A 12,723-nucleotide genomic window follows, 5' to 3' on the forward strand; every position below is an offset into this window, starting at 1 on the left:
GGGTCAGTTCCCCTGCGGCGCGGCGGTGTCGGCAGCATCGGCGGCGTCACCCGCGTCCGCACCCGCTTCCGGCGCCTCGGCGTTCACAGCGTCACCCGCTTCCGCACCCGCTTCCGCCGCGGCATCCGGCGCAGCGTCGGAGGCAGCATCGGCGGGGGCCGCATCGGGTGCAGCCCCGGCGGCGGGCGTAGGCTGCTGGCCGGGAATAACGGTGATCGGGGCGCCCGGCCCGGTCTTCTGGAAGCCCGAGGTGATGATCCGGTCCCCGGGCTCCAGCCCGGCCGTCACCACCCAGTTGCTGCCGTCCGAGGTCAGCACCTCGAGCGTGCGCACCGCCACGGTGTCGTTCTCGACCACCCAGGCGTGCGGCGTGCCCTGGGTGTCGCGCATCACCGCCGATTGCGGGACCAGGTAGACGTCCTTTTCCTCGGCCTGCGGCAGGATCACCTCGACGTAAAGCCCCGGCAGCAGCAGGTGCTGGGGGTTGGGGAACGAGATGCGCAGCGTGATCATGCCGGTGGTCGGCTCGACCTGCGGCTCGGCGGCGCGCAGCTCGCCGCGCAGCGGATAATGCTCGCCGGTCGGCAGGATCAGCGTCGCCTGGCGGTGTTCCGGGGTGGTGGCGTGTTGGGTCTGCTGCCAGCGCAGCAGGTCGTTGGCCGATTGCGTCACGTCGACATGCACCGGGTCCAGCGCCCGGATCGTCGCCAGCGGGTTGGCCTGCTGCGCGGCGACCAGCGCGCCGGTGCTGACCTGCGAAAATCCGATCACGCCCGAGATGGCCGCGCGGATCGTGGTGCGGTCCAGGTCGATCTCGGCCGATTGCAGCTGCGCCTTGGCCAGCTGCAGCGCCGCATCGGCGGCGTCGCGGGCGGCGACGGCGCTGTCCAGCCGCTGGCCCGAGCCGGTATTGCTCTCGAACAGCTCCTGGGCGCGCTCGGCCTCGCGGATGGCCAGGTCGTAATTCGCCTGCGCCTGCGCCACCGCCGCCTGCGCCGCCGCGACCGCCGCCGCATAGGTGTCGGATTCGATCTGGTAGAGCGGCTGCCCCGCCTCGATCACCGTGCCTTCCTCGAACAGGCGCTCGCGGATGATGCCGGCGACCTGCGGGCGCACCTCGGAGACGGTCGAGGCCTTGATCCGCCCCGGCAGCCTTGCGGTAACGGTGTAGTCGGTGGGCTGGGCCTCGATCACCGTGACCGGGGTCGGCGGCGGGCCGTCCTCCTGCGCCCGCGCGGCTGGGACCGGGCCCAGCACCAGCGCGGCGGCGAGGCCAAGAGACAAGAGAATCGGGGTGCGAGGCATCGGGGGCAGCTTTCGGTGATCAGGTGGGGGTTCGGGATTCGCGGCGGTCCCGGCTGGGTTTTTTCGACGGGTTTCGGGCCTGGTTGTCAATCCGCCAAAACCTCCGACTCGGGGACGGGGACGGCCGGCGGGTCGCGGGGACCGGCGCCGCCGGCATCCGCCCGGCCGCTGCCATCCGCGCGCAGCGCCGCGAACTGGCGGCGCACCAGCTTTTCGCCGTAGCCGGCCAGCGGGAACCCCTGGTCCGACCGCAGCCATTCGCCCAGCAGCCCAAGAAAGGTGACATGGACCATCACCGCCGCCTCGTGCGGGGTGAAATCGGGGTGCAGCGAGCCCTCGTCGCGCGCCCGCTGCATCACCCGCAGCATCAGGCTCCACAGTTCGCATTCGAGCCGCGACAGCGCCGCCCGCCCGGCCGGGCCGATCCCCAGGTCGGACATGATGCGGAACATCCGCTGCCGGCTCTCGTTCACCTCGAAGTCGCGCAGCGCCTCGAGCCCGGCGTGCAGCAGCTGGTCCAGCGGATCGCAGGGCCCGCCCGCATCGGCGGCCGCGGCCAGGAACTGTTCCTGCGGCAGCAGGATGCGGGCGTGCAGCGCCGTCAGCAGCTCGGCCTTGTCCTTGAAATGCCAGTAGAACGCCCCTCGCGTCACCCCCGCCGCGCGCGAGATCATCTCGAGCGTGGTGGCAGCGTAGCCCCGTTCGCAGAACGCCTGTTCGGCGGCGTCGAGGATCGCATTGCGGGTCTGTTCTGAATCGTCCTTGCGGCGGCGCATATGGGGTCGGGCCTGGATTTGTGCCCGCCGCCCTTACCAACATTCACGAATGTATGTAAACCCCGCCCGGGCTGGAAACCGCCGCCGAACCATGGGCATATTCCCCGGTGCCGCAACGGAACTCGGCCCGGGGCGCGGCCGTTGGCCCACAGGACAGCCCCAGGGACAAAGGAAACTTCTGCAATGAACTCCATCATCTACATCGTCGGGCTGGTCGTCGTCGTGCTGTTCATCCTTTCGATGCTGGGCCTGCGCTGACCGTTCTGCCCCGCCCCGCGGCGCCCGGGTCTTTCATCTTGCCGCAAGTATCCTGGGGGGTCCGGGGGCAGGCAGCCCCCGGGTTCCGGCCCCGGCTTCCGCAGCGCCACGGGCACCGGCCCCGCAATTCCGGGTGGCGTTCCCGCCGCTGCTGCGATAGGTCGCGCCCAAAGCTGCAAGACAGGCCCCCCGCATGGACATCCGCAACATCGCGATCATCGCTCACGTCGACCACGGCAAGACGACGCTGGTCGACCAGCTGCTCAAGCAGTCGGGATCGTTCCGCGAGAACCAGGCCGTGGCCGAGCGGATCATGGATTCCGGCGACATCGAGCGTGAGCGCGGCATCACCATCCTGGCCAAGGCGACCTCGGTCGAATGGAAGGGCACGCGCATCAACATCGTCGACACCCCCGGCCACGCCGATTTCGGCGGCGAGGTCGAGCGGATCCTGTCGATGGTCGATGGCGTCTGCCTGCTGGTGGACGCGGCCGAAGGGCCGATGCCGCAGACCAAGTTCGTGACCTCCAAGGCGCTGGCGCTGGGGTTGAAACCCATCGTGGTGCTGAACAAGGTCGACAAGCCCGCCGCCGACCCCGACCAGACCCTGAACGAGGTCTTCGACCTGTTCGCCAATCTGGGCGCCTCGGACGCGCAGCTGGATTTCCCGCATGTCTATGCCTCGGGGGTGAACGGCTGGGCGGTGGCCTCGCTCGACGACCCGCGCGAGGGGATGGGCGCGCTGTTCGACCTGATCCTGCGCCATGTGGAGCCGCCCCGGCAGTTGGCCCGCCGCGACGAGCCGTTCCGGATGCTGGCCACCACCCTGGGGGTGGACCCGTTCCTGGGCCGGTTGCTGACCGGCCGGGTCGAGGCCGGCACCGCCCGCGCCGGCGACACCGTCAAGGCGCTGTCGCGCGACGGCCAGCGGGTGGAACAGTTCCGCATCTCCAAGGTGCTGGCGTTCCGCGGGCTCACCCAGACGCCGATCGACCAGGCGGTGGCGGGCGATATCGTGACGCTGGCGGGGATGGCGAAAGCCACCGTCGCCGACACCATCTGCGCCCCTGAGGTCGACACCCCCCTGCCCGCGCAGCCCATCGACCCGCCGACGATCTCGGTCACCTTCGGGATCAACGACAGCCCGCTCGCGGGCCGCGACGGCAGCAAGGTGCAGTCCCGCGTCATCCGCGAGCGTCTGCTGAAAGAGGCCGAATCCAACGTCGCGATCCGGGTCGAGGATACCCCGGGCGGCGAGGCCTTCGTCGTCTCGGGCCGCGGCGAATTGCAGATGGGCGTGCTGATCGAGAACATGCGCCGCGAGGGGTTCGAGCTGTCGATTTCCCGCCCGCGCGTGATCTTCCACGAAGAGGACGGCCAGCGGCTGGAGCCGGTCGAGGAAGTCATCATCGACGTCGACGACGACTTCACCGGCGTGGTCATCGAGAAGCTGACCGGCGACCGCAAGGGCGAGCTAATCGACATGCGCCCGGCCGGCCACGGCAAGACCCGCGTCGTCGCGCATGTGCCCTCGCGCGGGCTGATCGGCTATCAGGGCGAGTTCATGACCGACACCCGCGGCAACGGAGTGCTGAACCGCATCTTCCACGGCTGGACCCCCTACAAGGGCCCGATCCAGGGCCGCCGCCAGGGCGTGCTGATTTCCATGGAGGACGGGGTGTCCGTCGCCTATGCGCTGTGGAATCTGGAAGAACGCGGGCGGCTGTTCATCGGCGCGCAGGAACAGGTCTACCAGGGGATGATCATCGGCGAGCATTCCCGCGACAACGACCTGGAAGTGAACCCGCTCAAGGGCAAGAAGCTGACCAACATCCGCGCCTCGGGCTCGGACGAGGCGGTGCGACTGACGCCGCCGGTGCGGATGTCGCTGGAAGAGGCGATCGCCTATATCGCCGACGACGAGCTGGTCGAGGTCACGCCCAAGATCGTGCGGCTGCGCAAGCGCTTCCTGGACCCGCATGAACGCAAGCGCCAGGCCCGCGCGGAAACCTGACCCGGGACTGCAATTCCGCGCAAAGACACGAAAATTCGCTTGCGATCCGTCGGACCCTGACCCAAGGTTCGCCGGCTTGGTGGCGATCTGACAAACAGACAACCCTGAAATGACGACTTCGACGGAAAATGACGCTGGCCGCTCGGTCATGGACCGATTGCTGCATTCCGCAGTGGATCAGCTGCGCGAAATCCCCACGTTCCGGGTCAGGGTGGACGAGGTTGCGGACCGGGCCGGCATTCCGCGGCAAGAGGCGCGGGCGATCTTTCCCGAGGATGCGGCGCTGAACGAATCCCTCGCCGGGTTTGCCATGGTGCAGATGGCCGACGCGATGACCCAGGCGCTGATCGCGGCGCCCGGCGGCGACAACCGCGCCGCGCTGATCGGCCTGTCCGAGGCCTATGTGAACTGGGCACGCCGCAACCGCGCGCTTTACGGCGCCATCTCGAGCCGGCTGCTGCAGCCCTCGGGCGCCGATTCGATCGTGCGGCGCTATGATGCCAGCTTTGCGCCGCTGGTCCGCCGCTACCTGAGCGAGGACAAACCGGGCAGCACCACCCGCCGCGCCGCGCTGGCGCGGGCGGCGATGTTCGGACTGACCGATCTCATCCTGGAGCGGCGCGAGACCATCTGGCTGCTGCCGCACCAGGACCTTGATGCCGAGATCTCGGCCACCATCGCCGAGCTTGTGGACCTGCTGCTGACCGGACGGCCCGCCGGGGGCTGAGCGGCCCCGCCCCCGGGCCGGGCCCTCAGATCTGCCGTTCGGGGATCTGGACCACCAGCCCGTCGAGCTCGGGGGTGACCTTCAGCTGGCAGGTCAGGCGCGAACGCACCGGGTCGGGCTGCCAGGCAAAATCGAGCATGTCGGCCTCCATCGGGTCGCGGGGCGGCAGCCGGTCCACCCATTCGGGCGCGACATAGACATGGCAGGTGGAACAGGCGCAGGCGCCGCCGCAATCGGCCTCGATCCCCGGAACGCCGTTGTCGCGGGCCCCTTCCATCACGGTCATGCCGGGACGGACCTCAACCTCGTGCCTTGTGCCGTTCCATTCGATATAGGTGATCTTCGCCATCGGCCCATCCTTTGTCTGCGCCGACGCAGATAGGCGATGGGGGCACGGATGAAAAGATGCGCGGCCCAGCCCGCGTCGCCGCCGCATGGGTATTGGGACCAGAAAGAAGCCCGTCAACCGAATCTTAACCTGGCCCTGCCATGGTCCGAATCGCGGTACAGGCTGGGGAGCCGATGACCGCCCAGAGAGAAGCCGCCCCGGTCATGGGTGAGACATCCCGTCCCGTCCGCGCGGCGGGGTTGGCCGGGGCGCACCCCCTCGGGTTTCTTTCTGGTCCAAATACCCATGCGCCCCGTGCCGCCAGGATCAGCTCATGCCCGTTTCAGCGCCAGCACCGCGTTCAGCCCGCCAAAGGCGAAGGCGTTGGACAGCACCGCCCCGACCCTTGCCTCGCGCGCCTGGTTCGGCACCACGTCCAGCGCGCATTCCGGGTCCGGCTCTTCATAGCCGATGGTGGGGGCGATGATCCCGTCGCGCAGCGCCATGATGCAGGCCAGCAGCTCGACCGCGCCGGTGCCGCCGATCAGATGCCCGTGCATGGATTTCGTGGACGAGATCAGCAGCCGGTCGGCGTGCTGGCCGAAGGCATGGGCGACGGCGGCACATTCGGTCTTGTCGTTGGCGGCGGTGCCGGTGCCATGCGCGTTGATATAGCCGATCTCGTCGGGGTTCAGCCCGGCGTCGCGCATCGCCCCGGCGATGGCGCGTTCCGCGCCCTGGGCCGAGGGCATCACGATGTCCTGCGCATCCGCCGACATGGCGAAACCCACCACCTCGGCCAGGATCTCGGCGCCGCGGGCAGCGGCATGGTCCCAGTCCTCGAAGACGAAGACCCCGGCGCCCTCGCCCTGCACCATGCCGTTGCGGTTGGCGGAAAACGGCCGGCAGGCGTCGCGCGACATCACGCGCAGCCCCTCCCACGCCTTGATGCCGCCGAAACACAGCATCGCCTCGGCGCCCCCCGAAAGCATCACCCGCGCCGCGCCCGCGCGCACCATCTGGAACGCCAGCCCCATGGCGTGATTGGACGAGGCGCAGGCCGTCGCCACGGTGAACGAAGGGCCGCGCAGCCCGAACTCCATGCTGACATGGCTGGTGGCGGCGTTGTTCATCAGCTTGGGCACGACAAAGGGGTGGACGCGGTTCTTCCCCTCTTCGAAGACGGCGCGGTAATTCTCGTCCCAGGTGTTCAGCCCGCCTCCGGCGGTGCCCAGCACCACCCCCGAACACAGCCCCAGCTCGCCCTGGAAGCTCAGCCCGGACTGCGCCACCGCTTGTTTCGCGGCCAGCATGGTGAACTGGGTAAAGCGGTCGTAAAGCGCGATCTGCTGGCGGTTGAAATGATCCTCGGCGCGCCAGTCCCGCACCTGCGCGCCGATGCGGACCGACAGGCGCTCGACGTCGCGGAACTCCAGCGGGCTGATGCCGCAGCGCCCCTCGCGCATCGCCGCCAGGGTCTGCGGCACGTCGCGGCCCAGCGCGTTGACCGTGCCGGCCCCGGTGATCGCGACCCGCCGCGGACCGCTCATCCGCGCTCGGCGATCAGCCGTTCCACCGCCGCGATGATCGCGCCCATCGAGGAGATGTCGAAGTCGGATTTCTCCGGCTCGTTGGCATTGAACGGGATGGTGATGTCGAACGCCTCTTCGATGGCGAAGATCGATTCGACCAGCCCGAGGCTGTCGACCCCCAGCTCGGCCGGGCTGGCGTCCGGGGTGATCTGCGCGGGGTCGAGCATGGCCTGTTCGGCGATGATCGCCACGATGCGGTCATGAATGCTGGGGGTGCTGGTCGACATGAAAGCGCCTCTGTCTCAGTCCTTCTGCATCAGCCGGGCCACGGTCTTCTGCAGCTCGGCGAATTGCGCGGCCATGCGCGGCAGGCGGCGCACCGCCTTGTTGATTTCCAGCTGGGTTTCCATCCTGGTGGCCGGTGAGCCCAGCACCACCCGCCCCGCCGGCACGTTGGTAAAGATCTTGCTGGCGCCGCCGGCGATCACGTCGTCGCCGATGAAGATGTTGTCGTTCACCCCGCAATGCCCGGCCAGCACCACCCGGTCGCCGATCCGGGCCGAGCCCGCGACCCCGGCCAGCCCGCACAACAGGCAGTCGCGGCCGATGCGGACGTTGTGGCCGACCTGCACCAGGCTGTCGATCTTGGTTCCCGACCCGACCGAGGTGTCCCGGATGGTGCCGCGGTCGATGGTGGCGTTCGCCCCGATCTCGACGTCGTCGCCCAGGGTGACGCCGCCCAGCGAATGGATGCGCACCCAGTGCTGGTCGCGGATCTCGCTGCGGGCGCCGAGGGTGTGGCGGATTTCCTCGATCCCCGAGACCTCGGGGGTGACGAATGAGAACCCGTCGCCGCCGATCACCGCCCCGGACTGCACGATCAGCCGCTCGCCGGCGGTCACGCCATGGGCGATGCGCACGCCTGCGTGGATGGTGGCGTCCCGGCCGATCACGCTCTCCGCGCCGATGCTGGCATGGGCGCCGATCCGGGCGCCGCCGCCCAGCCGCACCCGCGGCCCGATCACCACGAAGGGCCCGATCGAGGCACCCTCGCCGATCTCTGCGCTGGGGTCGATCACCGCGGAGGGGTGGATGCCGGCGGGAAACTCGGCGCCGCGGTCCAGTGCGCGGGTGACCCCGGCCATCGCCAGCCGCGGCCGCGCCACGATGGCGGCGCCGGCCAGGCCCAGCGCCTGCGGGTCCATGCCTTCGGACAGCAGCGCCACGGCGCCGGGGACCAGGTCGGCGGCGAACTTGGGCGACATCGCCATGGCGATCCGCGCCGCGCCGTCCGCCGCGGGGGCGGCGTCGGCGGGCTCGGCCGCGCCGGTGATCCGCAGCGCGCCATCGCCCCACAGCCGCGCCCCGAGATCGCGCGCAAGATCTTCCAAGGTTATCGTCATGCCGCTCTCCTTGCGATGGTCCTACTGCGCCAGCGCGGCCGTTTCCAGCCCGGTGGCCCCGGCCTCGGCGGCGGCCTGCTGCAACGCGCGCCACACCGCCGGGTCGCGGTCGTAGATGTCGCGGAAATGGCGGATGGTGCCGTCCTCGTCCACGGTGGTGGTGAAATAGACCAGATGCACCGGCTGGCCGGCGGCCTTCAGGAACCGCTCGGTCCCCGACTGGCGGGCGCGGGCATAGGTGGCGGCCGGGTCGGCGCTGGCGCCTTCCAGCAGCACATGGGCCAGCTCGACCGGCTTCTGCACCCGGATGCAGCCGTTGGAGAACGCGCGCACCGATTCGCTGAAAAGTCCTTTGGTTGGCGTGTCATGCAGATAGATGTTCATGCTGTTGGGGAAGATGAACTTGACCTCTCCCAAGGCGTTGTCGGCGCTGGGTTTCTGGCGCAGCCGATAGGGAAAGCTCTTGGCGGTATAGCGCGAGAAATCGACCGAGGCGCGGTCCACCACCCGGCCGCGGCTGTCCACCACGTCCAGATGCGCGGCGGCAAAGCGGTTCTGCTGCAGCCGCGGCAGATAGTCCCGGATCGCCATGCTGCGCGGCACGTTCCAGCTGGGGTTGACCACCACGTTCTGCATCACGTCGGAAAACTCGGGCGTGCGCCAGTCGTCGCGGTCCTTGCCGATCACTGCGCGGCTTTCATAGATGGTGCGGCCGCCGTCCTTCACCCGCACGTTGAACTCGGGCAGGTTCACCCAGATCATCCGCGTGTCCAGGTCGTGGCCGTTCATCCAGCGCATCCGTTCCAGCGCGATCAGCAGGTCGCGCGAATCGGCGTCCCTACCCCCGTTCAGGCGGTCGAGGGTGCGCGGCCCGGCCACCCCATCGGGCGCGAGCCCCACCCGGGCCTGATAGGCGCGAAGCTGCCGGGCGAGATCGGCGTCGAACAGCTCGGGCTCGGCCGAGTCGGCCGCGAATCCCGCCGCCGCCAGCCGGGCGCGCAGCAGCGCGACGGCCGGGTCGCGCGCGCCCTCGCGCCAGGCGCCGGCGGGCACCTGCGGCAGGTCGGGGTCGATGGCAGGGCCGGTCCGCGCCGCCAGCGCCGCCTGTAACACACGGTATTCGGGGGTCTGCGGCGCGACCGAGGCCAGCGCGGCCGTCGGGTCCGGGGCCTCGACAAAGCGCCGCAGCAGCTGGTCGAGCGGCGTTCGCAGCACATCGCGGCGGATTTCCGGGTGGACGCGGCGCGGCTCGAGGATGCCGCCGCCGACGTCATGGGTCCAGCGGGCAAAGCTGCGGGCAAAGGCGAGCTCGGTCTCGACCGGCGCCGGCATCGCGGCATCCAGCCGGCGCAGACGTTCGACGCCATAAACATCGGGCAGCCCGTGCGCCGCCGCCTGCCCCACCTCGGCAATCAGCGCGGCCCGCAGCGGCGCCCCCTCGGGCGCGGCAAAGACCGGCTGCAAGCCGGTTCCGCCGTACCACGCCGCCAGCCCCGGGTCGTCCGACACCCCCCGCGCCAGTGCCCAATCCGCAGCGCCGAAGTCGAGTCGCGGCGCCGGCGCGCCGGCAGCGGCGGCGGTTGGCAGCGCCACGGCCGCCGCCAGCAGAATCGCCCCCATGCGACAAAGGAAAAGCGGGCAGAGCATCATGCGGAATCCTGACAGGTCATCCCCAGACATATGCGACAGAATCGCGCAGATGGAACCGGCGAGGGCCGGGATTGCGGCCCCGAGCGTTGCATTGCGGATACAGTGCTGTGGGCCATCTGCTGCACCCTGGTCACGATCGGCAGGATTTCGCCTATGATGGCATGAAATCGCCTGCCACGGGAACTCACGGTTCCGCAACCGTGCCCGCGGTGACATATTGTTAAGCAGTCCGGGGTAAACCGGCACCGTCAGGCGACTGGCGCAAAGAAGAACGCAGGACAGGCGGATCTGAACATGACCTTCGAATTCTCGCGACGCGGCATTCTCGGCGTGTTCGCGGCAACCACGGTTGCGGCGGCTCCGGTTATGGCGAATGCCTTTGGCCTCATGCGCGGCGCCGGCGATTACCGGCGCGTCCGGATGTATTCCGGCCGGACGGGCGAAAGCCTCGATACGGTCTATTGGGTGGATGGCAAGTATATCCGCGATTCCCTCAATGAGATCAACATTTTCATGCGGGACTGGCGCACCGGGCAGGTGATCGGGATCGACCCGCGGACCATCGACATCGCTGCCGCCAGCCACCGGCTGCTGCAGACCAACGAACCCTACATGATGCTGTCGGGCTACCGCTCGCCCAAGACCAACGCCATGCTGCGCGCCCAAAGCAGCGGCGTCGCGAAAAGCTCGCTGCACATGAGCGGCAAGGCCGCGGATCTGCGGCTGAAATCGCGGTCGGTCGGGCAGATGTACAAGGCCGCGGCCTCGTGCCGGGCGGGCGGCGTCGGCAAATACTCGCGCTCGAACTTCGTCCATATGGACTGCGGCCCGCTGCGGACCTGGGGCTCCTGAGTTCATCCTCCGGCGCAAGCCTTGCGAAGCCCGCATATTCCTGCGGGCTTTCGCATTTTCACGCGGCGGTGCATGAGGGAGATATCCGCCCGCGCCGCCGGGCCCTTCGCGGAGAGCCGACATGTCCAGCGTGATTCCCGTTCTTCTGTCCGGCGGCTCGGGGACAAGGCTGTGGCCGGTCTCGCGCAAGTCCTTTCCCAAGCAATTCGCGCCGCTGACGGGTGAAGAATCGCTGTTCCAGGCCTCGGCGCTGCGGCTGTCGGGGCCGCGCTACGCGCCGCCGCTGGTGCTGACCAACGCCGATTTCCGCTTCATCGTGACCGAGCAGCTGGCCGAGGCGGGAATCACCCCCGCCGGCATCCTGATCGAGCCGGCCGGCCGCAACACCGCCCCCGCGATCCTGGCGGCGGCGCTGCATGTCGCGCGCGACAACCCCGATTCGCTGCTGCTGGTCGCGCCCTCGGACCACGTGGTGCCGGATGCCGAGGCCTTCGGCCGCGCCGTCGACCAGGGCATCGCCCCGGCGCTGGCCGGCCGCATCGTCACCTTCGGGATCGAGCCCACCCGCCCCGAGACCGGCTATGGCTATCTGGAGTGCGAGGACGACGCCGGTCCCGGCCCCACCACGCTGCGCCGCTTTGTCGAGAAACCCGACGCCGAGACCGCCGAATCCATGCTTAGGGCCGGCAATTTCCTGTGGAATGCCGGGATTTTCCTGTTCACCGCCCGCAGCATGATCGAGGCCTTCCGCGCCCATGCCCCGCAATTCCTCGACCCGGTGCAGGCGGCGCTGGACGGCGCCACCCGCGACCTAGGTTTCCTGCGGCTTGCCCCCGAACCGTGGGAGACGCTGCCGGAGCTGTCGATCGACTATGCGGTGATGGAAAAGGCCGACAACCTGTCGGTGGTGCGATTCGCCGAGCATTGGTCGGACCTGGGCGGCTGGGACGCGATCTGGCGCGAGGCGCAGATCGACCGCCCGGCCTGGCGGGGGGTGGTGGCCGATTCGCGCTCGACCGCGATCGACTGCGACGACGTGCTGCTGCGCTCGGACGACGAGGACATGCAGGTCGTCGGCATCGGGCTGAAGAACACCATGGTCGTGGCCACGCGCGACGCGGTGCTGGTCGCCGACATGGACCGCGCGCAGGACGTGCGCCAGGCGGTGACCGCGCTGAAGTCCCGCGGCCTGCGGCAGGCGGAAAGCTTCCGCCGCGACCACCGCCCCTGGGGCTGGTTCGAGACGCTGGTGATGGGCGAGCGTTTCCAGGTCAAGCGCATCGTCGTCCACCCCGGCGCGGCGCTTTCGCTGCAAAGCCACGTCCATCGGGCGGAACATTGGATCGTGGTCAGCGGCACCGCCAAGGTGACGGTGGACGACAAGGTGTCGCTGATCACGGAGAACCAGTCGATCTACGTGCCCCTGGGCGCGGTCCACCGGATGGAGAACCCGGGCAAGGTGCCGATGGTGCTGATCGAGGTGCAGACCGGCGTTTATCTGGGCGAGGACGACATCATCCGCTACGACGACGTCTACGCCCGCAACTGAACCGCCGGCTGATTCGGCGGAGCGGCCGTCGGCATGTGCTGGGGGGGGGCGGTGGAGCGTGTTCAAGCGTCGCAGGTAAGCGTCGCAGACTGCTTGCTTCATCCGCGCTGCAACTAACGGTCGGTTGAGAGGAGGGAGATTGATGCGGCCTGCCCGCTGCAGTCAGTCGCCAGCGGCCTGCCTCGTTGCCACCAGCCACCAGCGACCTCCCCGTTGCCACCAGCCGCCAGTTGTCTGTTTCTTGCGCAGCCGCCGCAGTTTCATTCAGGCCGTTGTATTGGCCCGGTCTACTCCCTCCGGCCCCTGCGCCGCCACAGGCCGTCGACAAG

Annotated in this window: 11 protein-coding genes; 4 read left to right on the top strand and 7 right to left on the bottom strand. The window is 69.2% G+C overall.

All coding sequences use genetic code 11. The annotated features are described in order from the left end of the window. Positions 1–3 precede the first annotated feature (3 nt). Positions 4–1,305: an efflux RND transporter periplasmic adaptor subunit gene (locus BUB57_RS05055; RefSeq protein ID WP_073063110.1), complete on the bottom strand. Its 1,302-nt coding sequence runs from the start codon at positions 1,303–1,305 to the stop codon at positions 4–6. An 86-nt stretch (positions 1,306–1,391) separates the two neighbouring features. After that, entirely contained in the window at positions 1,392–2,081 is a 690-nt protein-coding gene (locus BUB57_RS05060; RefSeq protein WP_073063115.1) for a TetR family transcriptional regulator, read from the bottom strand. A 451-nt stretch (positions 2,082–2,532) separates the two neighbouring features. On the opposite strand from BUB57_RS05060, the gene typA reads away from it, so the two are divergent. Continuing rightward, on the top strand, positions 2,533–4,353 hold the full coding sequence (typA, locus tag BUB57_RS05065; RefSeq protein ID WP_073063119.1) for a translational GTPase TypA: 1,821 nt from the start codon (positions 2,533–2,535) through the stop codon (positions 4,351–4,353). 109 nt (positions 4,354–4,462) lie between these two features. Further along, positions 4,463–5,080, top strand: a complete 618-nt coding sequence (locus BUB57_RS05070) for a WHG domain-containing protein (protein WP_143159619.1) — start codon at positions 4,463–4,465, stop codon at positions 5,078–5,080. A gap of 25 nt (positions 5,081–5,105) precedes the next feature. Here BUB57_RS05070 and BUB57_RS05075 read toward each other — a convergent pair whose 3' ends face one another. From BUB57_RS05075 to BUB57_RS05095, 5 genes are all read right to left on the bottom strand, one after another. Beyond that, complete coding sequence (locus BUB57_RS05075) at positions 5,106–5,429, bottom strand: 2Fe-2S iron-sulfur cluster-binding protein (protein ID WP_073063126.1); 324 nt, start codon at positions 5,427–5,429, stop codon at positions 5,106–5,108. A gap of 311 nt (positions 5,430–5,740) precedes the next feature. Then, on the bottom strand, positions 5,741–6,958 hold the full coding sequence (locus tag BUB57_RS05080; protein ID WP_073063129.1) for a beta-ketoacyl-[acyl-carrier-protein] synthase family protein: 1,218 nt from the start codon (positions 6,956–6,958) through the stop codon (positions 5,741–5,743). Then, entirely contained in the window at positions 6,955–7,227 is a 273-nt protein-coding gene (locus BUB57_RS05085) for an acyl carrier protein (RefSeq protein WP_073063132.1), read from the bottom strand. The genes BUB57_RS05080 and BUB57_RS05085 overlap by 4 nt, the downstream gene beginning before the upstream one ends. A 15-nt stretch (positions 7,228–7,242) precedes the next feature. Further along, positions 7,243–8,343, bottom strand: a complete 1,101-nt coding sequence (locus BUB57_RS05090) for a UDP-3-O-(3-hydroxymyristoyl)glucosamine N-acyltransferase (RefSeq protein WP_073063135.1) — start codon at positions 8,341–8,343, stop codon at positions 7,243–7,245. 21 nt (positions 8,344–8,364) lie between these two features. Then, positions 8,365–9,993 (bottom strand): L,D-transpeptidase family protein, encoded by a 1,629-nt coding sequence (locus BUB57_RS05095; RefSeq protein WP_143159620.1) that lies wholly within the window; start codon positions 9,991–9,993, stop codon positions 8,365–8,367. 294 nt (positions 9,994–10,287) lie between these two features. Here BUB57_RS05095 and BUB57_RS05100 point away from each other — a divergent pair, with 294 nt between their 5' ends. Together BUB57_RS05100 and BUB57_RS05105 are read left to right on the top strand one after the other, a co-directional pair. Further along, positions 10,288–10,845, top strand: a complete 558-nt coding sequence (locus BUB57_RS05100; protein ID WP_073063139.1) for a peptidoglycan L,D-endopeptidase MepK — start codon at positions 10,288–10,290, stop codon at positions 10,843–10,845. 121 nt (positions 10,846–10,966) lie between these two features. Next, positions 10,967–12,394 (top strand): mannose-1-phosphate guanylyltransferase/mannose-6-phosphate isomerase, encoded by a 1,428-nt coding sequence (locus tag BUB57_RS05105; protein WP_073063142.1) that lies wholly within the window; start codon positions 10,967–10,969, stop codon positions 12,392–12,394. Positions 12,395–12,723 lie beyond the last annotated feature (329 nt).

This window comes from Paracoccus solventivorans (assembly GCF_900142875.1).
Lineage (GTDB): Bacteria > Pseudomonadota > Alphaproteobacteria > Rhodobacterales > Rhodobacteraceae > Paracoccus > Paracoccus solventivorans.

Coding starts and splice junctions, on each gene's coding strand:
- BUB57_RS05060 (WP_073063115.1), bottom strand. CDS start 2,081: ATGCGCCGCCGCAAGGACGATTCAGAACAGACCCGCAATGCGATCCTC.
- BUB57_RS05100 (WP_073063139.1), top strand. CDS start 10,288: ATGACCTTCGAATTCTCGCGACGCGGCATTCTCGGCGTGTTCGCGGCA.
- BUB57_RS05095 (WP_143159620.1), bottom strand. CDS start 9,993: ATGATGCTCTGCCCGCTTTTCCTTTGTCGCATGGGGGCGATTCTGCTG.
- typA (WP_073063119.1), top strand. CDS start 2,533: ATGGACATCCGCAACATCGCGATCATCGCTCACGTCGACCACGGCAAG.
- BUB57_RS05085 (WP_073063132.1), bottom strand. CDS start 7,227: ATGTCGACCAGCACCCCCAGCATTCATGACCGCATCGTGGCGATCATC.
- BUB57_RS05080 (WP_073063129.1), bottom strand. CDS start 6,958: ATGAGCGGTCCGCGGCGGGTCGCGATCACCGGGGCCGGCACGGTCAAC.
- BUB57_RS05075 (WP_073063126.1), bottom strand. CDS start 5,429: ATGGCGAAGATCACCTATATCGAATGGAACGGCACAAGGCACGAGGTT.
- BUB57_RS05070 (WP_143159619.1), top strand. CDS start 4,463: ATGACGACTTCGACGGAAAATGACGCTGGCCGCTCGGTCATGGACCGA.
- BUB57_RS05055 (WP_073063110.1), bottom strand. CDS start 1,305: ATGCCTCGCACCCCGATTCTCTTGTCTCTTGGCCTCGCCGCCGCGCTG.
- BUB57_RS05090 (WP_073063135.1), bottom strand. CDS start 8,343: ATGACGATAACCTTGGAAGATCTTGCGCGCGATCTCGGGGCGCGGCTG.
- BUB57_RS05105 (WP_073063142.1), top strand. CDS start 10,967: ATGTCCAGCGTGATTCCCGTTCTTCTGTCCGGCGGCTCGGGGACAAGG.